Consider the following 24621-nt stretch of genomic DNA (forward strand, 5'->3'; position numbering starts at 1 on the left):
GTGGTCGCCGTCGGATCCTCATTAGTCAGTTGAACAAGATCCCGATTAGGGTATCGGTTGATCATGTCTTGCGCGGTCGCGTAACTCACTGTCGTAACCTCATCGCATCGGAAGCCGTGATATTGCTCAAAGGTCTCTCCGCGGGCGTCAGGCAACTGGCCTGCGCCCGCGGAGAGTCGCCGCGCACTCCGGCGTTGCGGGCGGGAGGGGGACCCGCGATGCGCCGGCTCAGGGAAACTGGTTTCATCTCCGCGTCCTTACGCAAGGAACTCACTGACTATAAGGTCCGCGCTGTTGCACCAGATGTTCGAGGTCGAGACGTTCGCGCTCGCGCCGACGCCGGCCATGAACTCGGAGTTCAGCAGTTGACGCGCGACTTCTTCGAGCGTCGGCGGCACTAATAGAAACACCCCGTCGCGGATCGACAGCGCACCAAATGGCTGCCCCGCATCGGTTGTGAATGATCTCATCGCGGCGCGCGCCGCTCCGTAATTGGCCGGATTGCTCAGATCCGTATTGCTGGCGTACGCCAACTGCCACAGCCCGACTCCCGTGTTGGCCCGCCCATCCACGCCGTAGCGAAACTCGCGCCGGTTGAACACCGCCTCGTCGGTGACAGTATTCATTCGCGTCACTGCGTATTCTCGCCGCAGCTGAAAGATGAATGGGCGGATCACCCGCGACGCATCGATCAGGAACCAGTACGCACCCGACCCGCTCGAATTGATGTTCGCCGCAGTGGTTCCGGTCTGCCCCATCAGGCCAACCGGATGACTCGAGGAAAAAAACGGCATCTGGTCGAAGCCAACGACCGCGCTTGGATTCGCCACCGCGTTTTTGATCATCGCGAACAGCAGCATGTCCGGATGCACCTTCGTGTCCCATCCAAGCTGCTCGATGATTGGCTCGTACGCACCGTAGGTATCGTCCTCGATATCGTTGCGATCGATCGCCACGGTATCTTCGAAGTTCCGATTGACTATTGTGTATTCATGCGTCTCGAGCGCTTGGATTACTCTGTCGCCTAGCCACTCGCGGAACCTCGTAGTGCGACCGAGCCATGGATAGATAGTCTGGCGCGACGCCGAACGCACCACGCTCGTGATCTTTTCGTAGTATGACGGCGGCTTCTCGAACCCGCGCTGGAAGACGACGTCGAAGCCGGTGAATAATGCGGTCAGATTCGCTGCACTGATTTCCATCTAATTCTTCCTCGTCTTCGTTTTTCGGCTGAAGGTTGTCATCACGCGGCTCCGGTCGCCTGATGCCAGAAATCCACCCACACCTGGCCGCTCGGATCGAGCGCAACCACCGTTCCGGCCGCCGCGTATTGCTGCACGGTCGCGCCGCTTGCGCGATCGGTCGCCGTGACGTTGTTGTCGTCGAGCGCAAAGCAGATGAGCCCGACCTGCGCCGCACCAACCGATCCGTCCGTCGCGTAGAGGAACACTCCCTTGCGCGCCGTGATCCAAATCGCGCCCGCGGTGCCTGGATTGTTAAGCGCGTTCTGCCCCGGGATTCCGTTGCTCACATATTCGGCGCGCCCGATGATCTTGAGCGGGTTCGCCACCGTGGTAGTCGCCGACGCCGGCACCGCATTGCCTGCCGCGTCAAGCGCGACGATCCCGCCCAGGTAGATGTTGGTGTTCGCTTCGACCGGGTAAACGCGCATCCTGCCGCCATCGGCCATCTCGGGCGTGTTTCGCGCATTGGTTAGAGCCGCCATCTTTTCACCTTTGTTGATGCACGCCGGCGCGGCCGCTTTGAGAGCCGCGCCAGGCGCGAGTTAGTCTTGGTTGCTCCGAAAGTCAGCGCTGCGGATTTCCGCATTTCGGAGATCGGCGTCGGCGCGTTCGAGGCTCAGGAAGTCCGCGCGTCCGCGCTTGCGCCGGATGAACTCCGAATGCTTGAGGCCAAGTTGCGAGCAGATGGCGAGCTCCGCCGCGTTGAGCCCGCCCGCTCGTCTTTCCGCCGGGGGCTCTCCCGCCAGTCCCAGGTTCTCGCCGACTATCGACGGCTGCTTGGCGGCGAACGCCTGGAATCCCCGCGCGTCCGCGGCGCAGTATGCGATCGCCCACTCGCGCTGCGCCGGCACGATTTTGCCTGCGCGAATCGCCTCTTCCACCGTATGCGCGGCGCGCTCGCGCGCGCGCTCGGCCTTGAGCGCGTTGAGTTCGGTGAGCGCCCGCTCGAACTCCGCGATCGCCACATAGTGCGCCGGGTCGTGCGCGTGCGTCCCGGTCGCTGGCGCCGCCGCATCTCCGGCCGCGCGCAGCTCGCGCACCCTTGCTACGACGTCCGCGACCGTCGCCTCGCCGTCGAGGCTCAGCAGCTCGCGCAACTCTTGAGTTGGAAATTCCATGCGTTCGTCCTTCGCGTCTGCGGCCGCCGTGCGCGACGCCGCGATCGCGGTCAGGTGAAGGTTTGGATTGTTGGTGAGACCGGCTCGCAACAGCCGGGTCACGCTGCCGTCTTTCGGATCGAACTGGAACACGGGCGAGACGTACCGGTACTCGCGCGCCACGATCGAATTCGCCGCCCGCGCAGTCCATTCCACTCGCCCCCACACCGCGCCGCCACGCACCTCGAGTTCGCGGATCCATCCCGCCGCCGGAGCGGGCCGTCCTTCGGGCGCGCCGAAATCCGTGGCATGGTCGTAGTCAATCGGCAGGCCCGCATTCATCTGCAACGCGATTGTCGACTCGATTACCGCGGTCGGATCGTCAAGCCGAAATGGCCCGCGTCCGTCGCGCCCGTAAAACACCCCGGCCGGAAGCAGCTCGATCCATTCGGGCGCCGCCCCGGCTTTTTCTCCCGGCGCGGTCGCGGAGGCGGGCGCACCGGCGGTATCGATCACGAACGAAGGAATCAGTTTGCCCGCCCGCGTCTCGCTCTCACCGCCGGTGCGTGTAATGAGGTCTTCCATCGAGGGGCATTGTGCATCGCGTTTCGAAATTGCATAAGGCTGAACAGTTCAGCCCTGAACTTTCGTGGCTATCGGAAAAATAATCGCTACTAATGTAGATGCCCGCGCGCGTCGCCGATTACACTCGGCTCGCGTTCACCCGCGCCGGCCTGTTAAAAATTGTTTCACCATGAAATCCCATCCTGCCGTGATCGAGGTGACCGCCCTGCGCGTCGAGCGCGAGGCCGTCATCCTGGAGTCCATCGATTGGCGCGTCGAACGCGGCCAGCATTGGGCGATTCTCGGCGCCAACGGCTCGGGTAAAACTTCCCTGCTCCGCGCGCTGACCGGATACTTGCCGCCGACCGCCGGGGAAATTCGCGTGCTCGGCGAAACTTACGGGCGTTTTGACTGGCGCGATCTGAGGACCCGGATCGGACTGGTCAGTTCAAGCGTGCATCAGATGATGGAGACCAACGACGGCGAAACGGCTCTCAAAGCCGTCGTCAGCGGCCGTTACGCACAAATTGGCTACTGGGGCGAGATCCGCCCCGAAGACCGCCGCGCCGCCACTGCAATCCTGCGCCGCATCGAGGCCCGCGCGCTTCGCGATCGTCCGTGGCGATTTCTTTCCCAGGGCGAACGCCAGCGCGTCCTCATTGGCCGAGCCCTGATGGCCTCGCCGAAGCTCATGATCCTCGACGAGCCGTGCGCCGGACTCGACCCCGTCGCCCGCGAGCACTTCCTGCAGTTCCTGCGCCGCCTCGCTCGCACCCGCGGCGCGCCCACGATGGTCCTCGTCACCCATCACGTCGAGGAGATCGTCGCGATGTTCTCGCACGTACTCGTGCTCAAGTCGGGGCGCGTGCTCGCCGCCGGACCTCGCGGGCGCGTGCTCACTTCCGCAACACTGTCCAGCGCGTTCCAGGCGCCGGTGCACCTGACTCGGGAGCGCGGCAGATACTCACTCTCGGTGCGCCCGCATTCCGGAATAGTAATCTGAAAACACTCATCGCCAACTAGCTAATCGTCAAATGCAAAACGGCCGGCCGTTTGGCCCGCCGCTTCCCTTGCGCGCGCTGTCAAGTGCGATCCGTCCGTCTATTTCTCTACCTTCCGCGCCTTACCGGTCCCGGACAGCCGGAGATGCTGCGCTCCTCCCGCTTCGTCGTCGTTGATGATCAACTCTCCGCTCTGTGCCTTGGTATCCGTCGGCCTGAAGGTCACCGAAACTTTACAGCTCTCTCCCGGCCCCAACGGTGTGTTGCATTGGGTGGTGGCCGCGAATGGCGCGGCGGTTGAACCACCGGTGATCGATACGGTAATTGCGGATTTCTTCGAGCTCTTGTTCTTGATCTTCACCGTCTTCGGTTCGCTGACCGAATTGACCTTCGTCGATTTTCCAAACTTCACCGATTTGGGTGAAATCTCCAGCTTTGCGTCGACCGCCGTCGCCGTGGCGGTTGGCGTAGCAGTTGCCGTCGCAGTTGCCGTCGCGGTCGCGGTCGCCGTCGCAGTTGCGGTCACGGTCGCGGTCACGGTCATGGTCGCCGTCGCGGTCGGCGTCGGTGTGGCGGTCGCGCTTGCGGTCGCCGTCGGAGTCGCCGAGGGCGTCGCGATTATCCCGTCATAGACCAACGACCGATTATTGATCGTGTCCGCCACGTAAAGATCGATATTCGAATCGACCGCCACCGCCGCCGGCGAGCACAAGCTGTCCGCGCCAAGTCCGTTCAAGTCGCCCGGAGCAATTCCCCGATTGCATCCCGAGGTCGTGAAATTGCCGCCGTCGCCCTGTCCGATCACCATCGCCGCCGCGGGATTCGAGCCGAATGGCGCGTCGTACTCGAGTACCCGATCGTTGTTCACGTCGGCCACCCACAGGTTGCCGAGCACGTCGAGCATCACTCCTGCCGGTGCGCATAATGTCGATGCGCTCGGCGCCGACGGCGAGCCTTGATTACATCCCGACGCCGTGAAGTTGCCCGCCTGGCCGAACACCCGCGTCGCATCCTGCGTGCCCTCCAGCGGCGCGTCGATTTCCAGCACCCGGTTGTTGCTCGAGTCCGCGATAAACAAATCCCCCGACATATCCAGCGCTACGCCGCCCGGATTGCACATCCCGTGATTGCTTGGCGACGGATCCTGCCCCACGCCGTCCGCGCATTGCGTGTCGGAGAAGTCAGACACCGCCCCTTGCCCGTAGGACCGATTCGCCAGCGCATCCGACGCGACCGGCGGATTGCCCGCTTTGGCGAACTCGAGCACCCGATTGTTTCCCGAGTCCGCAATATAGATGTTGCCCGCGCCGTCGAGCGCCACCGCCGCCGGGTTGCACAAGCTCGTCGCACTCGCGCCGTCGAGATTGCAGTTCCTGGTCGTGAATGCCCCGCCCTGTCCGTAAACGAAATCCGCCGACCCGTCGCCCGCGCCCGGCTCGCCGCTGGCCGCGTTGAACGGCGTGTTGTACACCAGCACGCGATTGTTGCCCGAATCCGCCACGTACAGATTTCCCTTCTGATCGACCGCCATGCGCGCCGGACCGCACAGGCTGTCCGCGCCGAGCCCGGCCACGTCGCCTCCCGCCACGCCGTTATTGCACTTGTACGAGAAAAGGTCGGGCTGTCCCAATGCCATGTCCGCCGGCTGCGCATTGACGTACGCCGACACGTCATTCCATCCGAGCACGCGATTGTTCGTGCTGTCGGCGACATATAGATGCCGATACGGCGGGTCCGACGACGCGTCCACTGCGATTCCGCCCGGCGTGTTCTCGCCTACCGCATCCACGTAGTTTGGCGCGTTGTGCGACAGATCGATCTGCCCGCCCACGCCGTTGGCCACTGCATTGCCCGGCGAGCCGCCCTCGTTGAACTCCAGCACCCGATTGTTCGCCTGGTCGGCTACATAGAGATTGTTGACCGCGTCGATCGCCAGCCCCATCGGGAACTGCAGCGTCCCCGCGTTCGGATTCTGCGCCCCGGGCCCTATCACCAGGTTGAGCAGCGCGGCCGTGTCCAGCGCGACGGGCTGCGTGTACTCGTACACCTGGTTATGAGGCTCCGACGAAACGTAAAAATTCCCGTTCGAATCAATTGCTACCCCCGACGGTTGCCCCAGGTTGTTTCCCTCGAAAACCAGGTCGGCACTAGCATTGTTGGTCTGCCCGTAGCCGAACCGGCCGTTGTATTCCAGCGCCCGATCGTTCTTCGTGTCGGCGACGTAGAGATTGTCGCTGCCGTCGACCGCGATCCCCACCCCGAAAAACGGCGCCGTGCACAGCGTCGTCAGAGTCACGCCGCCGCCCTGGTTGCAGGCTCCGCTGACCAGGTTCGGCTGTCCGATCGCCACGTCCGCCGTCGCGTCGCCGAAATTCCCCGGCGTCCCGCTCACCTCGGTCATCGGAATCGGCGAGAAAAACACCAGCGCCCGATTATTTCCCACGTCCGCAACGAACATATTGTTGTCCGCATCGACCGCCACACCCTGCGGACCATTTAGATTGTTGGCGCCCAGGCCTCCCGCCTTCGTGATAAAGCTCCCGGCCTGCCCGAATACCGCAAAAGCTGCGAAATCGTTCGTCTGATTGGTCCTGGAAAGCGCCGCAAACGGGTCTGCAAATACCAACACCCGGTTGTTCAGCGTGTCGCCGACGTACACGTTATGCGACAGGTCAACGGCGACCCCGATCGGTTGGCACAAGCTCGCCGCCGCCGGCGCTGGCGCGTTCTGATTGCATCCCGATGAATTGAAATCAGGCTGCCCGATCACCAGGTCTGCCGCGCCACCGGATTTAAACGCCGCGATGCTCTTCCAGCCCATCACGCGATCGTTCTGCGTGTCCGCCACCAGCACGTGGCCGGCCGGCTGGTCGATCGCCACTCCCGCCGGCGCGTCCATTCCGATCGCGTCGACAAAGTTCACCGCGGTGTTGATGAAATTGATTTGCCCCAGCACGCGATCCGCAATCAGCGCGCCAACTCCCGCGCGCAACACCCCGCGCATTGTCGCAAGCACCAGTGCGGCCGCAATAGCCGTCGCCAATACCATCCCCCCGGTCCTCACACTAGGACGCACGCGCTCTCCTTCCGACAGCTATGACCTGCGCCTTCCGGCTATGCTTGGGTGTGAGGTGTGATGAGGGTGGATGAGGAGGCAAGACAGACGGCGGGGTCTGGTTGCGTGTTAACTGCGCGTTAACTGCGTAATGAGGGCCAGCATAGCGCCACTGCGTGCTTCCTCGAACAGTAATAAAGTGCTTCAAAGCACCTATTTGTCGGTCTTACCTCCGATTTCCCGCCCCAGTCAGGATGTAGCGTGCCGCGCCCCCTCGATTCGTGCCTCTCTGCTACGTCGCCCGTTACTTCATGAGGGGTGCCACGGGCACCGGCGGCCAGCCATTCAGCGGCCGGCAGGCGAGGGTGATGCCTCCGAGGCCGGTGCGCTTTTTTTGGTGTCATTCTAGAGCGGAAGCTGCTGGAGCGAAGAATCCCGGTTCCTTCCTTGCCTCGCCCGTTACCTCACGGGATGTGCCACGGGCACGCGGCCGCCGGCCACTCAGCGGCCGGCAGGCGAGGGTTCTCCGGCACATGCGAACTCTCATGGATCATCGCGCGGCCGACTTTTTTTGTGTCATCCCGAGCGCAGCCGAGGGCCCCCCGGCTCTTTCCAAATCCTTTCTGTTAATTCCCTCGCCCGTTATCGGGAGTGGGTTCGGGTGAGGGACATTTGCGCGGCGCGGTTGTCTGATGCGCCGCACATTCCGATTAACTGCGGATAGGGTCCCTCACCCGCCGCTTGCCGACTCGCGTCGGCCGCGTGTCTGCGACACCTCCCGATACAGGGCGAGGCAATTGCTTCGCACATCTCGCGCGGCGGCTATCGCGTTGTGGCGCGTGGGAGACTAGACAATAGCGCCTTCCGCGTATCGGATTTGCTCGCCTCAGACACAAAAAGACACATTTTTCGGACGACCAGCCGCGGCCATAGTCATGGCAACGGAAAACGGCCGCTAGAAACAGACTAATGACTCGTGATAGACGGAATCGCTAGCCGAGCGCGACGGCGCACCGTGGTCATGGCTAGCGAACTTCGGCCCGGCAAAGCTGCATCCAGAGGGGTGAACTCGTATGAACGCAATCAAACAGGTCGTCGCGATAGCGCTTTGCGCCGCCGCCTTCACGCTCCCTTCCTCTTCCTGCCTCGCGCAGCAAGTCACTGGTGAGTTGGGTTCGCCTAACGCCACCACGACCATCCCCGGAAATCAACTTCCGCCTCCCGATCCGAATTTCGGCGGCGTGATCAAGGAGAAAGCCTCGGAGTCGACAGCTTGGTGGCCGCCGCGCATCGTACCGCCCAAGGGTGCACCGAACGTGCTGCTCATCATGACGGATGATGAAGGGTTCGGCGCGCCGAGCACATTTGGCGGCGTCATCGAGACACCTGCGTTGGATCGTATTGCGAAAAACGGACTGCGGTACACGCAGTTCCATACCACGTCGCTATGCTCACCCACGCGCGCCGCTTTGATCACAGGACGCAACCATCACGTAGCCGGCTTTGGGGTTGTAGGCGAAGCTGCGACAGGATTCCCGGGGTACGATTCGATTATCAGGAAGGATACCGGCACCATCGGCGAGATCCTCAAAGAAAACGGATACGCGACCGCGTGGTTCGGCAAGGACCACAACACGCCCTTTTACCAGGCGAGCCAGGCCGGGCCATTCGATCAATGGCCCAGCGGGATGGGCTTCGAGTATTTCTACGGCTTCGTCGGCGGCGACACCAGCCAGTGGGAACCGAACCTGTTCCGCAACACGACGGCCATCTACCCCTTCCAGGGGCATCCCGGTTGGAATCTCACCACCGCGATGGCTGACGACGCGATCCAGTATATGACGCAGCTCAAGGAGATCGCGCCCGACAAGCCGTTCTTCGTCTATTACGTCCCAGGCGGTACTCACGCGCCCCATCATCCGACGCCCGAGTGGATCAAGAAGATCAGCGACCAGCACCTATTCGACGGCGGATGGAACAAATTGCGCGATACCATCTTTGCCAACCAGAAGCGGCTCGGCATCATGCCCGCCGATGCCAAGTTGACGCCGTGGCCGAAGGATCTGCCGCAGTGGGATACCCTGAGTTTCGAGCAGAAAAAACTCTACATCAAGCAGGCCGACGTCTACGGGGCCTTTCTCGCATACACCGACCACGAAATCGGCCGGGTCATCCAGGCCGTCGACGACCTGGGTGAGCTCGACAACACCTTGATCATCTATATAAGCGGCGACAATGGCGCGAGCGCCGAGGGCATGCTCAACGGCACACCGAACGAGTTCACAACCTTCAACGGCGTTGCCGTGCCGGTCAAGGACCAGTTTCTCTGGTACGACTTCTGGGGATCGGATCGGACCTTTCCGCATTATGCGGCCGGATGGGCGTGGGCGATGGATACCCCGTTCAAGTGGGTCAAGCAGGTAGCGTCGCATCGCGGCGGCACGGCCAATGGCATGGCCATGTCCTGGCCCGGCCACATCACGGACGTCGGTGGCATCCGCCGCCAGTTCCATCACGTCATCGACATCGTACCCACGATCCTCGAGGTGACCGGCATCCCAGCTCCCGACACGATCAAAGGCCTCAAGCAGCGCCCGATTGAAGGCGTGAGCATGGTTTACACGTGGGACAAGAAGAACGCCGATGCGCCAACCCGGCACACGACGCAATATTTCGAGATGCTCGGGAACCGCGCCATTTACCAGGACGGTTGGATGGCGGTTACGACGCCGGTAAATCTACCGTGGGAACTGAACACCGCCACGCCGCCGGACGTGATTACCGGGTACAAGTGGGAACTCTACAACCTCAATGAAGATGTCACCGAGTACAACGACCTTGCCGACAAGATGCCGGACAAGCTCAAGCAATTGCAGGATGTCTTCTACGAGCAGGCGAAGAAATACGACGTGCTGCCGCTCGACAACTCGACCCTCGCACGCTTCATGACGCAGCGTCCGAGCGCCACAGCGGGACGGACCACATTCACCTATTCGGGCGAATTGAGCGGCGTGCCGCCCGCCGCCGCCCCGAACATCCTGGACAAGGACTACACCATCACCGCCAATGTCGACATTCCTAAGGGCGGCGGCGAAGGCATGATCGTCACCGAGGGCGGTCGCTTCGGTGGCTACGGCTTGTTCCTCTCCAAAGGCGAGTTGGGAGTCCGCCACGGCAAGGTCGTGTTTCTTTACAATCTGCTCGATCTCAAGCGCACGATTTGGGAAGGGCCGGAGCTGAGCGCCGGCAAGCACACCATCGTGTTCGACTTCAAGCTCGACGGCCCCGGTCTCGGCAAGGGCGGCACGGGCGTGCTGTCGGTGGACGGCAAGGAAGTGGACAAGAAGCACATGGAACACACCACTCCCATCATGTTCCCCGAAGACGAAGACTTCGACGTCGGGATGGACACCCGCACCGGGGTTGCGCTCGTTGAGTATCGTTACGATTGCCCGTTCAAGTTCACGGGCAAGATCGACAAGCTGACCTTCAATCTCGGCCCGGCGCAGTACACGGATCAGGATCGCAAGAACATGCCGGCCATTGAGGACGCGGTCGCCCGCGCGAAAGACTAGCTGGTGTCGACGCGATGAAAAGGGGGCTTTTTCTTGCCGCTGTGGGCGAGGCTGCGACTGGCGTGGCGCTGCTGATTGTTCCGTCGCTCGTCGGCCGGTTGTTGTTCGGCGAGGAACTTACCGGCGTTGCGATACCGGTAGCGCGGGTGACCGGTATCGCTCTGATCGGATTAAGTATCGCCTGCTGGCCGGGTCCGCCGCGGGTCGGGATGTTGACCTACAGCTCGGTCGTCACGTTGTATCTTGCCTATCTCGGCTTCGCGGGCGGTTTCACCGGCATACTACTGTGGCCGGCGGTCGTTCTGCACATTATCCTGACGGCACTTCTCACTCGGGCATCAAAGGCATAGACCGCGCAGGCCCTAGCGAAACTGGTTGCGCGCGATGCGCGCCGTGACCGATGCATCGCGTGGCGAATCCTTGCCCGGCACCAGATAGCCGAACTGGTTGCCTCGAAATCATCGCGCATCCGTGCGGATGATTCGGCGCTTGTGTCTGCAAAGTGTCGTCTTGAGTCTCGCCCCAAAACGGCCCGATTCAAGTACAACGAGGCGACGTGCCGATCGTCGCTCAGAGGCGAGGCAACCAGGAAAGAACCGGGATTCTTCGCTTAGCTCTAGAATGACGCAAAGACGGAGCCGGAAAAAATCACGCGGAAAATAACAGACACTCCTGCCCGTGGCGACGGCAGCGCAGTATTAAGCCGTTGGCAGAGGCCGCGCGCGACAACGGAGCACGGCCTTAATACTGGGTGCAGCGCTCAGTCCTGCCATCGCGTAGTCGCGAAAAGATGCGCTGCGCAGATTTTCGCGTCTTCTCACTGCGGTGCAGGGCTCAGCCCTGCCCAAGGAGGTGCGGAACCCAAGGTGGGTTCCGCATATAGTTCAGCTTTTCTCTCTACCCTCCCATGCCCCTCACCGCGTCGGCCGCACTTTCACGGATTTTTCCTTTTCCTCATCCGCCTGCTAATGTTCTTCCCGGAAACCGCCTAGCCATCGGTACGGAAAGGAGACCGCCACCATGACCATCAAAGAGCGAATCGGGTTTGTGACGCTGACTCTCGCCGCCGCGCTCGTCGGAGGAGCAGTGTCTGGCCATATCTTTGCCGCGCGCGCCGTTGACGCCGCCGCAGCCCCCAAGCTGATGACCGCGCAGAAGTTCATGCTCGTCGACGCCAAGGGCAATACTCGCGGCGAGTTCAACGTCACCAGCAGAGGCGTCGCACAACTCGGCATCTTCGATGGCACCGGCACCTTGCGCGCCGGGCTCGGCGTCGGCGCCGACGGCGCCCCGGCGCTCGGCATCTTCGGCCACGACGGCAAGCCGCGAATCGAAGTCGGACTCGCCAACAGCGTCGCCCGCATTGTGCTCTACAATCCCAACGCGCTGCCGCAGGCCACCCTCGCCGTTGCTACTGACGGCCAGTCCGCTCTGGATCTCCTGGATAACACCGGCAATCCGCGCGCCTCGATGGTCGTGGCGACCAACGGCGCCCCCACTCTGCGCCTGGCCGATCGGCACGGCGCGCGCGTCGGTCTCGACGTGACGCCCGACGGATTGCCCGGCCTCGCACTGCTCGGCGCCGACGGCAAGACCCGCGCCTCGGTCACTCTCAATGCTGACGGCGCCGGCGCGTTCACGTTGTTCGACGCCAATGGAAACGCGAACAGCTCCGTCCCCTGATTGACTCTTCACCAGGGGTGGCCCGCGATGGCCGCCCCGCTTTTTCTCCGCCCGAGGAACCAATGCGCCAACAGCCTTCAACTTCTGTCGCCGCCGTCTTTTTGATTGCCACGTTTTCGGCTGCGCTCTTCGGATGCGGCTCGCTCCAGCCCAAACCGCCGACGCCCGAGCAACAGGCCGAGCAGATCGAACCGATGCTCTCGGCGGCCGGCTTCAGGATGCTCCCTGCCGACACTCCCGAGCGCCAACAGCAACTCGAGTCGCTGCTTTCGCTCCAGGTTCAGTACTACATCGGCAAGACCGGCAACCTGCACTATTGGATGGCCGATCCGTACTATTGCAAATGTATGTACATCGGCACCGAGGAGAATTATCAGGCGTACGAGAAGTTGAAACTCAACGAACAATTCCAGGCCAAGGAAGGCGAGATCTCCCAGCAAACCCTCGAAGCCCAGCAGCTCGAGGAAATGGACATGCAGGAAGAGATGTTCAACCCGTACGGGATGGGCCTCGTCGGTCCGATGGGCCCTGCGATGTACTGGTGATAAATCGCGCCTGTGCAAAACGTGACCACCATCGTCAAATTACTCTCGCAGCTCGATCAACTTTTCTGAAAAAAGATGCACTTTGACGCCTTCCTCGAGCGATGCCGTGCGCAATGGCCCGAGTTCGACGACGCCGGCCGCCTCGCCCGCTCGACGCATCCCGCCGATCGCTCTCTCTCGCACATCCTCGGCGAAATTCCCGGGATGGCCACCGAGAACAAGCTCCGGCTGCTCAATTGCGCCGTCGCCTCGCTCGATCAGGGTGAAGTTTACGTCGAAGTGGGATGCTACAAAGGCGCCAGCCTCGTTGGCGCCGCGGCCTCCAATCCGCACGCGCGCATTTTCGCATGCGACAATTTCTCGCAGTTCGACGGCGCCGCCGACGCGCTCCGCCGCACGCTCGACGCGCACACCGCGCCCGGCCAGGTCACTTTCCACGACATGGACTTCCGCGATTTCCTTGCCGCCGCGCCATGGCGTCCCGCGCGCATCGGCGCCTACTTTTACGACGGCGGCCATTCCTTTCGCGATCAGTATGACGGCGTCGCACTCGCACTCCCCCATCTCGCCGACGACGCCGTCGTCATCATCGACGACACCAACAAACGCGCCGCTCGCTCCGCCAACGGCCTCGTCGCGCGCGCCCTGCCCTGCTTCGAACTCGTCCTCGATTTGCGCACGCCCCGCAATCATTCGCCCACCTGGTGGAACGGCGTCCAGCTCTTTCGCTATCGCCGCCGGCCGGGCGACCACGCGATTCGATTCCCCGGCGCCGGCTTCGCCATCCGCAAATTTATTTACGACGACATCCTGCTCGAGATGAAACATCGCCGCCGCGCGCTGCGCAAAAAAGTGAAGGACTCTCTCCGCTAACTGATTCCATCCCCTCCCCCTCGTATCGCTCCCAGCACCGCTTCATCCGCGCTCGGCTGCGCGATCCCAAGCTTGTCCAGAATCGTTTTCTGTCCGACGCGCAGTCCCCGATCCGCCAGCATCGCCACGATCTCCGCGAACACTTTCACGTCGCTGTCGTCGGGCAACCCCAACTCGATCTTCGGATAGCGCGCCTGCGGCCCCATGTTCAGCTCGACGATCGGCCGAACCAGATCGCGCGCGAGCGTCGCCGCCAATCGCCTCGCGTCCGCATTCAGGATGTCGCGTCTCACGCCCTCGTGGACTTCCGCCGCCGCGCGCGATCCTCCCGACGCGGGCATCTCAGTAGTCAATGTCTGTCCCAGAACTGCCTTACTCACTTGCGCGTCCAGATACTCACAAAAGTTCTGATACAGCTCCGCGCTGCCGTTCTGATGCGCCTCGGTAAACTCTATTACCATCGACTCCGGCATTATCGCGGCCGCATCAGTGCCTATTTTCGACACTGCCCGCAGTAGTGCCTGCTTGTCCTGTTCCGACGCGCCCGGATGGTATTTGCCTACTCGCAAAGGCTGCCCGAATACCTCGGTGAAGGTTACCCAGTCCTTTAGTACGTAGTTCTTGAACAGGTATGCCCACCCGGCGGCGCGCGCCAACCCGCCTCGTATCGGCAGACCGGCTTTCGCCTTTGCGAAATGAGTCACAAACTTGTACGGCGCCAGCGGCGCCGTCATCGGCTGTATTCCGATCCCGGGGCGCATCGACGCGTACATTCCTTGGCCCCCGAAATGCGTCGGTAGTCGCGTCTGCGCGTCGCTCTCGACCGGGATTGCCTGGCCGTTCAAAGTGCGCACCAGTATCTCTTCGCCCGATATCCAGTCAAACGCGAACCAGCGCGGGTCGCGCCATTTCAATTGCGCGGGAAACCATTCTCTCCCAGAGGTGTCCCAGATTATTTCAGTCGCCGAGAATCCCTTGCCGACCGCGTCGAGCACGTCGAACAGCACGCTGTCCAGTTGCAGCGGCCCGTCGGCGATCATTTCGCGCACCATCGCCGCGGCGCGTTGATCCTCGGACCCGCTCGACGCCGCCCGCACCACCAGGTCCAGTTGCGCCACCGCATTCTTGCGCGTGCCGAGCACGGCCAGATAATGCAGGTCCTTCTCCTCCATTTCCTCGGCCAGCTCGAGATACAGAAACGGATCTCCGAACTCCGCTTGCTGGAGGATTCCCGACAATCGTTCCGGGGTCAGTCCGATCGACGGATGCATTACGGAATATATATTTCGCACTCCCGCCATCGTCGGCGCCGCCTGCTCTTCGCGCAACATCCCTGTATCCACTTCGCGTCCGTAAGCATCGTAGAGTGTCATTGGTTGGTCTCCAGTTGAAAGTTGCGCTAGTCAGTTCTGTGTTCTTTCAATGCGGCTTCGCCTATTTTCAAAAACCATTCACCGCCGCATCGATGGCATGGTTCGGGGAGACGAATCAGCGCGAGTATAAACTCGTAACCGCATTCTTCGCACTTCCATCTCCAGTAGCTATTCATCTGCATATGCAGGGGTGACCCCTGCCCAAGGAGGTGCGGAACCCAGGCGGGTTCCGCATTCAATCAAGTTCCTCAAAACCCTCGTATCCTCCCGCCTGCCGGATCATCTTCCGCGGGCGGCGCGCCGAATGGATCGATCCGTCCGTCGAAGTTGTGTCCCTTGGCTGACCGGGGCGCCGCGAGATACGCGATCTGTCCGGCGTCCGCCCGCGACGCGAAGAACGCCAGCGCCGCCGCCATCGCCGAGTCGCCGTGCCGTCCCTTGCCGTCGGCCCCGGCGCGCCGCTCGGCGACCTTGGCGACGCCTTGCTCGAGCACGATCGCGCGATGGTCGGCGAGCACGTCCGCGTCCTTGGGAATCTCGATCGTGCCGTCCTCGAACGCCGCCTTGTAGCGCGGCATATTTTCGCGGTACCACGACTCCGAGAGCATCACCTGCACGATTCGAGCGCCGTAGCGCTGCGCCGCGGTCTCGGCCAGGTACTGCCCGTTCCCGCGCGCATCCATCGCGCCCGCGGTGAATCGCGGCAGCCGGTCGGCGATATAGAAAAGCACCTGCTCCTGGTTTCGAAACGGGATATTGCGCAGCTCGACGACGAACGGGGTGCGCCGCGTCAGGTCGCTCGCGATTTGCAGCGGCCAGATCACGGTCAAGTCGCCCGAACGCCCGAAATCTTCGCCGAAAAAACTCGCCAGCGATTCGTCCAGCACCGCGATTACCGGCGCGAGATTGTCCTCGCACCATGCCTGCGTCTCCGAGTAGCGCCGCGCTTCCGGCTGTCCCGCAAATTCCGCCGGCATTTCCCAGCGCAGTATCGGGATACCGGCCTTCATCCGCGCCTCGATCAACACCGAGCTCAGGTACGCGCCCGACGACGCGCGCGGGATGCAAAAGAGTTCTTCGCCGACGTTATCGCCATAGTAATCGACGATCTGCTGGCGCCATTCGCGCTGTTTTTCCTCGCTCCATTCGGTTTCGCTCTGTTCGCAGATCTTTCTGTATAGTCCGTCGGCTAGTGCTTCGTCGAAAGTCGTGCGATGAAGTGAGTATGGACGCCGGCCCGCGCGAATCTCACTGAGTAGTTCATTGAAGGGATTGTTGGCGCCGTTGTGAGTCGAAATTATCCGCACCAGTCCGCCCCACATGGTAAACGCGAGCGCCGCTTTCAGCAGCCCGGGCAGGTCTTCATGGAACGCCGCCTCGTCTATAACCGCGCATCCGTCCTTGCCGCGCAGATTCGACGGCCGCGACGACAGCGCCACGATCTTGTGCCCCGACGCGAAGCGGATCCGGTAGGCCAGGATGTCGGCGCGCTCGTCGGCGAGCACGATTTCCTCCACCGCCTCCGCCGCCCGATTGAAGCGCCGCGCCCATCGCGCCGCGGCCTCGACGAACTCCAGCGCCATGTCCTTGTTGTAGCCGATATACCATCCGTCGATTCCGGCCCGGCCTCCGGTGGCCGCGCCGAGCGCGCGATCGGCAGCCTCGGTCCAGGTAATACCTATTCGCCGCGACTTCTCGCTGACCTTGACTTGCGACTGATCGGCCAGCCATCGCCGCTGATATGGAAGTAGTATTGAGAGTGGTTCACTCATTGGGTAATCGCAGGGGCGACCCCTGCACTCTGTGAACTATGTAGCGATGGTGGGGTGCTGAGACGAGTGAATGCGCTCGCATCGCTAAATCTCCATCAAGACCGCTTTGATCTGATCGGCGGCGTCCTTGCTCAGGCCCTTGGTGCGCGCCTCTTCGACCTTCTTCTCGACCGCCGCCACTCCTGCGCGGGCGTGCTCCGCCCACTTGCGATGCTCCGTCTCTGCTCTCGCCAGTCCCGACACGGTGCGCGCCAGCGCCCCGATATTCACCGGCGCGACCGTCGCCCCGCCCTGCCCCGCAGTCCCCTGCTCTTTCTCATTTGAGACCGCGAGCACCTCGAACAGCTGCGTCTGCACCAGCCTCAGCAGCGCGGTCTGTATCTGCGCGTCATCGCCTTTGAACTGCTCGCAGACGATTCGCGCCTGTTCCGTCGCCATCTTGATCGCGTCGAGCCGCCGCTCGAACTTCTGCCCGTATTTGTGGATCGCCGCGTGCGAGATCTCGAACCCATTGTCCCCCAGCCACTTCGACAATTGGCGGCAGCTATGTAGCGTGCCCTCGGTAAGCATCTGGTCGAGTTGTTCTTTCAAATCCGGCGGCAGCTTTTTTATTTTCCACGTCTTGAACGGAATTGGATCGATCGGCACTCGCTTCGGCTTGCCGTCGGGCTCGCTTTTCTTCGCGTTCTTTTTTTTACTCATCGCCGCGCTCATCAGTACTTGCGCGGGCGCGCCACCCCGGCCGGCGACGGGTAGTTGTACTCGACGACGTCAACGCCGCTGGCGGTGAGTTTCGCGAACCAGGTTTCCGCTCCCTCGCCTTCGAGTTCGAGCAGCCCTAAGTCGCGCAAATAGGCAAGCTCGCGGCGGACCGCGTTGAGCGACAGCGAGAGCTTGATGTCGGCGAGCACGCGCCAGATGATCTGCTCCGAGACCGCGATCGGACGTCCCGCGTCGATGACGCGCAGCACCCGCCATCGCGCTTCCTCGCGCCGTTTTTGTTCAAAATCAATTGCGTCCGGCATAAAGCCTTTCCTTTACCTCTCCGATATCTTCGCGCATCTCTTCGCGCATCGCGTCCAGCTTCGCGTCCAGCGTGCCGCTGAACCTGATCCAGTCCTCGCGCCGCACGTACTCCAGCGGCAGATTCACCCGCAGGTCGGTAAGCTGCTTTTCCAGCTCGTCAACGCGGCCCGAGTCGCGCAGATGCTGTTCGTCGCGCCGCTTCAGCAGCCATTGGATCGTGCTCGCATTCACCGCCACAAAGGCGACGAACGCAGCGGTCCATCCTGCGACGTTTCCCCACTCCATTTCTTTCACGCGCTTTGCACGCTTGTGCTCATTTGAAGAATCACCTACGCGGTGGGCGGCAGGGCTTTTTCGGGGGTTGCCGCAAAGCGGAGAACATTCGCCGCGGATGGTTTCGGCGCGGGCCGCAACCACTGAAAAGATCTGCGCAGCGCATCTTTTTCTCACCCGGCTGAGAGCGAAGGGCGCTTCGGCGCACTTCGCGATTATCACTGGGTGCAGGGGTCAGCCCCTGCCGCCCCGCGCGTAGCGGTTTCAAGATTTCGCCGAGGAGGCGCCGCTCGGCGCGGTCACCGGCGCAGGCGCGATTCCCGACGGGCAGTTCGCCAGCGCTGGAATTATAGGGTTGCCGGAAGTGTCCTTGGGTACCGACAGCTGATTGGCCGCGTTGGTCCATTGATTCGCGTAACACCAGGCCTTCTGTCCCTGTTGGGTGGCCGCGGCCATCGTCGAGGTCAGAGTCACCGGCAGATTCGAGAGTGAGAGCGAACCGTCACAGAACTGCACCAGCCATCCGTAATTGGTCTGCGCCTGTCCGTTGCAGAAGTTGGTGATTTCCACGGTAAGCGCGGTCGCGGATGGGACGATGCTCTTGTTGCCGGCCTGGCTCTGCACGGTTGGCGCAGCCAGGCCACCGCCCTGTTGCGCCGCCATCGGCAAACCAAACAGACCGCATCCGGTGGCGAAAGGAATCAGGAACAGGCACAGGCAAAGAAATCCGAGAAACTTGTTGGTCAGTGAACGCATCTTGATCTCTCCTTCTTCAGCGGCTGAATTGCCGCGTGTTTCTTTTTTCACTGCGCTGCCGTCGCAACGGCTCATGGCACGACGACCACGTGTTGCGCCGCCTCGCCGGCGATCGAACCGCCGACGCTGCTGGCGATTCCGGTGGAGGTCGAGACCTCGCCGGAAATCTGCAAGCCGCTGACCGGACCCGGAACCGGATATTTCGCGACGGTGATCGCCACGCCGCCGGTCCAGAAATGCTCCTGCACGAACTCCGTGCAGAAGTTGTCGCCCATCGGATCGCCCCAGCATTTCTGCGCGACTCCGCTGCCGCATCCCGCCATCGCAAGCATCACGATCGCGATCGCCGTGATTGTCTTACTGAGCATCACGCTTCACCGCTCTCCCGTATGCGTCGCGGCAGTAGTCGCGATCGTCGTGAAGAATCTTGAAGCGACGCTGACGCACGAGGTCCTGGTCGAGCGTGAAGCATGCGACGAATCCCGAGCCGGGCGGACATGGCGATAGCTCGCCCACGTCGGGCAATTGCGGCTCCGGATCGAGCGGCGCCAGCGCTTTTTCAGTGAACCTGCAATAAGTCCCGCGCTGTGGATCCATCGCGGGCATCGCAGGCGCGTCGAGATGGATCGTCGGCGCGCACGCCGCCAGCAGGAATGCGGACAGCAGCATCACCGCTACGCGCGGCCCCGCTGATGCGGGGGTAACAGTGATAAGGCCGCACGCCGTTGGCGTGCGCTGTCCTCTGCTCCCCTCAGCCGCTTGAGAGCGAAGGGCGCTTCGGCGCACTTCGCGATTAACCCAAGGTGCAGGGCCGTGCCCTGCCGCCGGAAGCGCGAAACCGGCGGCGGTTTCGCATTTAATTCCCGTGATCCGCATCTACCTTTTTGCCGCTAGTGCGAACATCGCTTCGTGCATCCTCGACGTCGGACTCGGATTGGTCGCTGCTCGCCGGCGGCGGCGCATAAATGTGCGGGAGTTGCCCGACGAACGTCGCGACTCCGACGCCCGCCGCCGCGATCCAGTCGTGCTTGAACTGATAGGTGCCGCCGGCCGCCGCGATCGTGCCGCCGAACAAAATCATGAGCTGCAGTGCGGAGCATTTGCGCAGGTCGCCGAGCCGCGACATCAACGTGCCGAGGTTTTCAATTAATTCCATCATCTTTGGGTTTCCTCGCGTTCACGCGTACGCACGGATCAGCCATCCTTTGATGAACTGGTTTTCGTGTTCGTGGTTTTCCTGATTCGCTTTCGCAGCGACGAGCCGGTAATGCGCCGCCAGCTCCGAGCGCAGCGCCGCCATCAGCGCGGCCGGGTCGGCGCGCGCGGCTTGGGCCGCGGTGGCGGGGCCAATCACGCCGTCTTCGGGGACCGGCAGGCCGCACGCGCGGATCGCGCGCTGAAGGCATTCGATCGCATTGCCGGCGCCCATGTTGACGGCGAGATCGAAGGTCTTGGCGGCGGCGGCGGCGGGCAGCCGGGCAAATCCATATCGCAACCACCATTCGCGCCAGTAGATTTCCACCGCCGCGTCGCGGGTGAGGGACGCGACTGCGAGTCCCGGATGCGCTCGCGCTGAAATACCGAAGTTGGTGGCGCCGCCGGGGTCGGCGGGATTTGACGAATAGCCACCCTCGTTGGCGAGCACGCGTTCGACGGCGGTCAAAAATTCAGGGCTGTACGCGTCAGGAGCGCTGATTGATGGGTCCACGTTTCAATCGCTCGGCGATCGGCGCGGACGTTGGCGCGGCTGACTCGGCGCATCGCGCATCGGGAGCGCGATACAGGGCGAGCACCTTGTACACGTATCGCTCGGTGCATCGGAGTTCGTGCGCGATGCGCGAGATGCTGACGTGGTCGGCACGCATCGCGACAATCTGCACGCGCCGGCGCGCATGATCGGTGGTGACCGGAATCAACAGGCGATCGCCACCAAACACGCGCGCCATCTCCATCGCGGCCGACAGCCCAATCGAGCGCGTGATCAGGTCGCCCGGCCCGGGAGCCACGGGGATGTACAAGCGGCGGCCGCCAAAATCCGCGATGAGCTTGTCGGCGGCGTCGGCACCGATCGAATGACCGATCTGATCGTAAAGCGAGGTTCGCGCGGCAGCCGGGAAAAGATCGAACGCCGGCGCCTGCGACGGGGCGCGGTTGAGCGCGGGCATCCGGCTGTGGACGACGTTCATAAGCCGTACGCGGCACGAAGATTGGACGGGATCGAGCCGATATTACGATCGCGATCGTAAACCAGGCGCCAACTGATCTCGCAGTTATCCTGGGCGCAGCTTTGGCAGAGGCCGCGGTTGCGAATTACCTCGGCGTGAGTGGTGGTCGCGTGGCACCACATACAAGCCGCGACACGATTAGAAACGGCAAGGCGAACGAGAGGGGCCGCGGGTTCCATAAATCCTCCGCGCGAGTTGGGGGGTATCGGACAGTGACGCTGAATGCCGAACTAGGCTAAGAGTGTGTAGGCGGTAAGATCGATGAGTGGCGAGCGATGTGGGGTAAGCTGACGAAGGCGTGGTGCGGCGACAGCGGGAGAGCGAGCGCGCTTTGGGGGGCGGGGGATTCGGTTTTAGTTGAGAGTGGTTTGCTTGTGGCAGGATCATGCGCTTTATGAATCTTATTTCACATTAGGAGATTTATGTCAACTACAGTAGTTGACGGCCAATTTCGTGGCCGGCTGACGCAGGTGATCCATTCATTCGGCTCGGTGGTGGCACTGGCGACGGCGGTCGGGGTATCGGACAACGCAATCTACAAATGGTTATCCGGCCGGGGACAACCGAGCGTGGCGAACCTGGTGGCGCTGGCGCGGGCGGGGCGAGTGTCAGTGGAGTGGCTGGCGACGGGAGCCGAGGCGGCGCAGAGCGCACAGGCAATCACGCGGGCAGTCGAGCACGGCGACTTCGTCTTCATGCCGCGCAACCGGATACGATTTTCGAGCGGGCGCGACGGGATACTTCGCAGCGACCAGGTGGTGGACTCGATCGCGTTCCGCGCGGCCTGGGTCAAGCGGCGGCTCAACACGGAGGCGCGCGACTTGATATTGATCGAGGTAGTTGGCGATTCGATGGCGCCGACGGTCGAGGATTCCGATCTGATACTCGCCGATCTCGCGGAGCCGCGTTTCAGACAGGACGGGATCTACCTGTTGCGCCATGACGGCGGGCTTACGGTGAAGCGAATCCAGCGGCGTCCGGACGGGAAATTGCTAGTGCGCAGCGACAATCCGAAATACGAAGCGATGGTGGTGTCCAATGTGAAAATCATCGGCCGGGTGATTTGGATAGGCGGCTGCGTGTGACCGGCGCGGGATCAACGGGCGCCGGCGCCGGGGCCGACACCGAATTGAGTGATGAAGAGCGCGCACGCGATCATTGCGAGTCCCTTGAGAAACATCGAGACATTGACGGCGCGCATCACGGGATCGGCCAGCGTGAGCATCGCGGAACCATGCACGACGATCGTGACGGGGACGAGAAACAGCACGATCAGCCATCCACCGAGGCGCGGACGATAGTTAAAGAGAATCAGAGCGGCGCCGACGAGCTCGACGAGAGCGGAAATCGCGACCCAGAACGCGCGAAATGGAATCGCCGCGGGCATCAGAGTGACGTAACTCTGCATCGAGGTGAAATGCGTGATGCCCGAGAGCACGAAAATCAGCGTGAACAGGATGCGCGCGGTGAGGCCAATTGCGGGGCTGATGATTTCGAGATCGCCGGTTTCCATGGTCGTGCGCGAACAATAGTGGATCAAGCTCGCCGATAGAAGAGTTTTTCTCTTTTCGCCGCAACGGATTATGCTGCCGACATGGGGTCCTCTAAAAGAATCAGGATTGGTGTAGCCTTTCGATCGCCATGAAGAAGGTGCTGATGATTTGTACCGGCAATCTGGATCGCAGTCCGACGGCCGCGATGGTGCTGGCGGAAATGCGCGCTCCCATGTGGGTTACATCGGCAGGTACGGAACCGTGGGCGAGGAATCCGGTCAGCCTGGAGCTGGTCGAGGAGGCCGACGTGATTTGCGTCATGGAAGAGGCGCATCGCCGCCATATCCGTGATCGCTTCGGCGAAGTGCACGCGGGGAAAGTGGTGGTGCTCGACGTTCCCGACAACTACGTTTGCTGGGAAGACAAACTCATTCACCTGCTCAAGGGCAAGCTGCGCACCGCGCTGGGGCTGACGGATTCGCGACGATAGCGGCCTTCGAAGCGCTGCTCGCCGCAACCGCGATCGGCCTGCTCAGCGCGGCAATTCCCGTGACAGCCGCGATGCGCGCGGCAGCCGACGCCCGTCCAAGGACGATCTGAACTTCCTATCTGCCGACCGCGTGACGAACCGTATTGATTATATAAATGAAGTCGCGCGGCGATCGCACGTCGCCGAGCAGCGCCACGCGCGACAGCATTTCCATCTCGTCGCCCGAGATGTTGTGGATGCGCCTGAGCTGCTCGTCCTTGCGGAAATCTTCCCAAGCCGACTTCGCGTCGGCTTCGGGCTCAGGGCTGAGGATGGCCTGCGCGCGCGGATTGGCCAGAAAAAATAGTTCCCGCCGATCGAGCCCGAGGACTTCGGCAAGTCGCGTTACGATCTTGTCCGACGGGTGGCGTTTGCCCGATTCGAGGTGTCCGATGTACGGAGTCGAAGTCTTGATCCGGCGCGCGACCTCTTCCTGGGTCAGGTCGAGCTGTCGACGGCGTTCACGAAGGACGTGACCGAAATTGCGTTCCTTGAACCGTGCCATTGATGGTATCCCCTTGAGAAGTTCTGCGCGGCGCGGGATCAGCCGCCTCGCCAATCAATTGGGTGAGATTAGACACTGCCAGTTTGTAGCACCGGAACGCCATTGAGGCAAATTCCGCGCGGGCTCACGCCCTGCCTCGGCTTCCTGAAGATCGCCGCCCTGCACCAGGGTGGACCATAAATCCTTTGGATCGCTGAAAACCAGGTCGGACTTGGCCGGGACCACGTACCACGCGCCGCGCATAACTTCGCTGTAGAGCTGATCGCGCAACCACTGAGCCTTGCCTAAAATGACGCGGATATCGGTGAAGCGCGGGTCCTTCAGGACCCCGGCGATGGCGTCGCGGCCGGTCGCGACGTAAGTGTCGTCGAAAATTCGCGTCGCGGAGCCGGGCGCCGACGACGCGCGAAAGATCACTGACGCTTGGTCGGGTTCCACCGGGCCGCCCAGGTAAATCGTTTCCTGCGTGCTCTTGAGCTGGTGCGCATCCGGGAACATATCGCGAACTCGCATTTTAGCCGGACTGTTTATTATGACGCCGGCAAGCAGAGGAGGCGCTGTGGACGGGATCATCAGGACTACGGCGTGCTGAAATTGCGGATCCTGGAGATCGCGGGTGGCAACCAGAAAGGAAGGCGTCGTCAGGTCCGCGCTTTGCGCATTTTGCGCCGGCGCCAAGGTCGCCATCAGCGCGGTAAATGCGACCAGGAGGGCCGCGACCAGCCGTCCGCCGAGCATCCTGCTGAATCCCCGCATACAGCAACTACATAGCCGCAACTCGAATCGATGTTCAACGCCAATTGGGCGTTAAGCATGAAACTTACCGGCCCCAGGGCGGACCTCGAGCAGATCGAACGGAAATATCGCCGCGCGGTAGTAAAACATTACTAGTTGACGACTTCGGCCGCGGGTTCGCGACGCTTCAACTCTGGTCGTTTGGCTCGTGTTTGGAGATTGCCCAGCCGAGCAATGCGGCGATCACGACCGGACCCGCGCCGCGGTTGTTGACGATCGAGCCGAACAGAAAGCCCA

26 protein-coding genes are annotated in these 24621 nt (G+C 62.2%); 8 read left to right on the forward strand and 18 right to left on the reverse strand.

Annotated elements, in window-relative coordinates:
* Positions 1-257 precede the first annotated feature (257 nt).
* Genes ABSB13_RS12015 through ABSB13_RS12025 form a run of 3 tightly spaced genes read right to left on the reverse strand, consistent with a single transcriptional unit; the run spans position 258 to position 2926 of the window.
* Positions 258-1202, reverse strand: coding sequence for a Mu-like prophage major head subunit gpT family protein (locus ABSB13_RS12015; RefSeq protein WP_428108690.1), 945 nt, complete (start codon positions 1200-1202; stop codon positions 258-260).
* Positions 1203-1243: 41 nt separating this feature from the next.
* On the reverse strand, positions 1244-1726 hold the full coding sequence (locus tag ABSB13_RS12020; RefSeq protein ID WP_428108693.1) for a hypothetical protein: 483 nt from the start codon (positions 1724-1726) through the stop codon (positions 1244-1246).
* 60 nt (positions 1727-1786) lie between these two features.
* Complete coding sequence (locus ABSB13_RS12025) at positions 1787-2926, reverse strand: phage protease (RefSeq protein ID WP_428108696.1); 1140 nt, start codon at positions 2924-2926, stop codon at positions 1787-1789.
* A 169-nt stretch (positions 2927-3095) separates the two neighbouring features.
* On the opposite strand from ABSB13_RS12025, the gene ABSB13_RS12030 reads away from it, so the two are divergent.
* Positions 3096-3908, forward strand: a complete 813-nt coding sequence (locus ABSB13_RS12030) for an ABC transporter ATP-binding protein (protein ID WP_428108699.1) — start codon at positions 3096-3098, stop codon at positions 3906-3908.
* Between the two features lie 98 nt (positions 3909-4006).
* Here the strand turns inward: ABSB13_RS12030 and ABSB13_RS12035 are convergent, their stop codons facing one another.
* Positions 4007-6955, reverse strand: a complete 2949-nt coding sequence (locus ABSB13_RS12035) for a choice-of-anchor D domain-containing protein (RefSeq protein ID WP_428108701.1) — start codon at positions 6953-6955, stop codon at positions 4007-4009.
* 1079 nt (positions 6956-8034) lie between these two features.
* Here ABSB13_RS12035 and ABSB13_RS12040 point away from each other — a divergent pair.
* From ABSB13_RS12040 to ABSB13_RS12060, 5 genes are all read left to right on the forward strand, one after another.
* The gene (locus ABSB13_RS12040; RefSeq protein WP_428108703.1) at positions 8035-10536 is read left to right on the forward strand and encodes an arylsulfatase; all 2502 of its coding nucleotides are present in this window, start codon (positions 8035-8037) and stop codon (positions 10534-10536) included.
* Positions 10537-10550: 14 nt separating this feature from the next.
* The gene (locus ABSB13_RS12045) at positions 10551-10886 is read left to right on the forward strand and encodes a hypothetical protein (RefSeq protein WP_428108705.1); all 336 of its coding nucleotides are present in this window, start codon (positions 10551-10553) and stop codon (positions 10884-10886) included.
* Between the two features lie 670 nt (positions 10887-11556).
* Positions 11557-12219, forward strand: coding sequence for a hypothetical protein (locus tag ABSB13_RS12050; protein ID WP_428108708.1), 663 nt, complete (start codon positions 11557-11559; stop codon positions 12217-12219).
* 62 nt (positions 12220-12281) lie between these two features.
* On the forward strand, positions 12282-12764 hold the full coding sequence (locus tag ABSB13_RS12055) for a hypothetical protein (RefSeq protein WP_428108711.1): 483 nt from the start codon (positions 12282-12284) through the stop codon (positions 12762-12764).
* 75 nt (positions 12765-12839) lie between these two features.
* A complete protein-coding gene (locus tag ABSB13_RS12060) occupies positions 12840-13637 on the forward strand; it encodes a class I SAM-dependent methyltransferase (protein WP_428108714.1) in 798 nt (265 codons plus the stop codon).
* Here ABSB13_RS12060 and ABSB13_RS12065 read toward each other — a convergent pair.
* The 11 genes from ABSB13_RS12065 to ABSB13_RS12115 all read right to left on the reverse strand — a co-directional run bounded on the left by ABSB13_RS12065 (position 13634) and on the right by ABSB13_RS12115 (position 21023).
* The gene (locus ABSB13_RS12065; protein ID WP_428108716.1) at positions 13634-15010 is read right to left on the reverse strand and encodes a DUF935 domain-containing protein; all 1377 of its coding nucleotides are present in this window, start codon (positions 15008-15010) and stop codon (positions 13634-13636) included. The two genes, ABSB13_RS12060 and ABSB13_RS12065, sit on opposite strands and share 4 nt — an antisense overlap.
* Positions 15011-15258: 248 nt before the next feature.
* Positions 15259-16782: a hypothetical protein gene (locus ABSB13_RS12070; protein WP_428108719.1), complete on the reverse strand. Its 1524-nt coding sequence runs from the start codon at positions 16780-16782 to the stop codon at positions 15259-15261.
* Between the two features lie 84 nt (positions 16783-16866).
* A complete protein-coding gene (locus ABSB13_RS12075) occupies positions 16867-17484 on the reverse strand; it encodes a phage protein Gp27 family protein (protein WP_428108721.1) in 618 nt (205 codons plus the stop codon).
* 11 nt (positions 17485-17495) lie between these two features.
* Positions 17496-17807: a hypothetical protein gene (locus ABSB13_RS12080; RefSeq protein WP_428108724.1), complete on the reverse strand. Its 312-nt coding sequence runs from the start codon at positions 17805-17807 to the stop codon at positions 17496-17498.
* On the reverse strand, positions 17791-18102 hold the full coding sequence (locus tag ABSB13_RS12085; protein WP_428108727.1) for a hypothetical protein: 312 nt from the start codon (positions 18100-18102) through the stop codon (positions 17791-17793). Before ABSB13_RS12085 ends, ABSB13_RS12080 begins: the two co-directional genes overlap by 17 nt.
* A gap of 243 nt (positions 18103-18345) precedes the next feature.
* Positions 18346-18837: a hypothetical protein gene (locus tag ABSB13_RS12090; protein WP_428108730.1), complete on the reverse strand. Its 492-nt coding sequence runs from the start codon at positions 18835-18837 to the stop codon at positions 18346-18348.
* A gap of 71 nt (positions 18838-18908) precedes the next feature.
* Positions 18909-19205, reverse strand: a complete 297-nt coding sequence (locus ABSB13_RS12095) for a hypothetical protein (RefSeq protein ID WP_428108733.1) — start codon at positions 19203-19205, stop codon at positions 18909-18911.
* Positions 19195-19506: a hypothetical protein gene (locus tag ABSB13_RS12100; protein WP_428108736.1), complete on the reverse strand. Its 312-nt coding sequence runs from the start codon at positions 19504-19506 to the stop codon at positions 19195-19197. Before ABSB13_RS12100 ends, ABSB13_RS12095 begins: the two co-directional genes overlap by 11 nt.
* A gap of 187 nt (positions 19507-19693) precedes the next feature.
* Complete coding sequence (locus tag ABSB13_RS12105; protein WP_428108738.1) at positions 19694-19996, reverse strand: hypothetical protein; 303 nt, start codon at positions 19994-19996, stop codon at positions 19694-19696.
* 18 nt (positions 19997-20014) lie between these two features.
* Complete coding sequence (locus ABSB13_RS12110) at positions 20015-20545, reverse strand: glycoside hydrolase family 108 protein (RefSeq protein WP_428108740.1); 531 nt, start codon at positions 20543-20545, stop codon at positions 20015-20017.
* Complete coding sequence (locus tag ABSB13_RS12115; RefSeq protein ID WP_428108743.1) at positions 20520-21023, reverse strand: helix-turn-helix domain-containing protein; 504 nt, start codon at positions 21021-21023, stop codon at positions 20520-20522. Before ABSB13_RS12115 ends, ABSB13_RS12110 begins: the two co-directional genes overlap by 26 nt.
* 461 nt (positions 21024-21484) lie before the next feature.
* Here ABSB13_RS12115 and ABSB13_RS12120 point away from each other — a divergent pair, with 461 nt between their 5' ends.
* Positions 21485-22147, forward strand: coding sequence for an XRE family transcriptional regulator (locus ABSB13_RS12120; protein ID WP_428108745.1), 663 nt, complete (start codon positions 21485-21487; stop codon positions 22145-22147).
* Between the two features lie 11 nt (positions 22148-22158).
* Here ABSB13_RS12120 and ABSB13_RS12125 read toward each other — a convergent pair whose 3' ends face one another.
* Positions 22159-22575: a DoxX family protein gene (locus ABSB13_RS12125; protein WP_428108747.1), complete on the reverse strand. Its 417-nt coding sequence runs from the start codon at positions 22573-22575 to the stop codon at positions 22159-22161.
* Between the two features lie 128 nt (positions 22576-22703).
* On the opposite strand from ABSB13_RS12125, the gene ABSB13_RS12130 reads away from it, so the two are divergent.
* A complete protein-coding gene (locus ABSB13_RS12130) occupies positions 22704-23045 on the forward strand; it encodes a low molecular weight phosphatase family protein (protein WP_428108750.1) in 342 nt (113 codons plus the stop codon).
* Between the two features lie 115 nt (positions 23046-23160).
* Here ABSB13_RS12130 and ABSB13_RS12135 read toward each other — a convergent pair whose 3' ends face one another.
* Complete coding sequence (locus ABSB13_RS12135) at positions 23161-23589, reverse strand: helix-turn-helix domain-containing protein (RefSeq protein WP_428108752.1); 429 nt, start codon at positions 23587-23589, stop codon at positions 23161-23163.
* 54 nt (positions 23590-23643) lie between these two features.
* Positions 23644-24345, reverse strand: a complete 702-nt coding sequence (locus ABSB13_RS12140; RefSeq protein ID WP_428108754.1) for a YqgE/AlgH family protein — start codon at positions 24343-24345, stop codon at positions 23644-23646.
* Positions 24346-24621 lie beyond the last annotated feature (276 nt).

The organism is Binatus sp. (SeqCode) (assembly GCF_050013435.1).
Lineage (GTDB): Bacteria > Desulfobacterota > Binatia > Binatales > Binataceae > Binatus.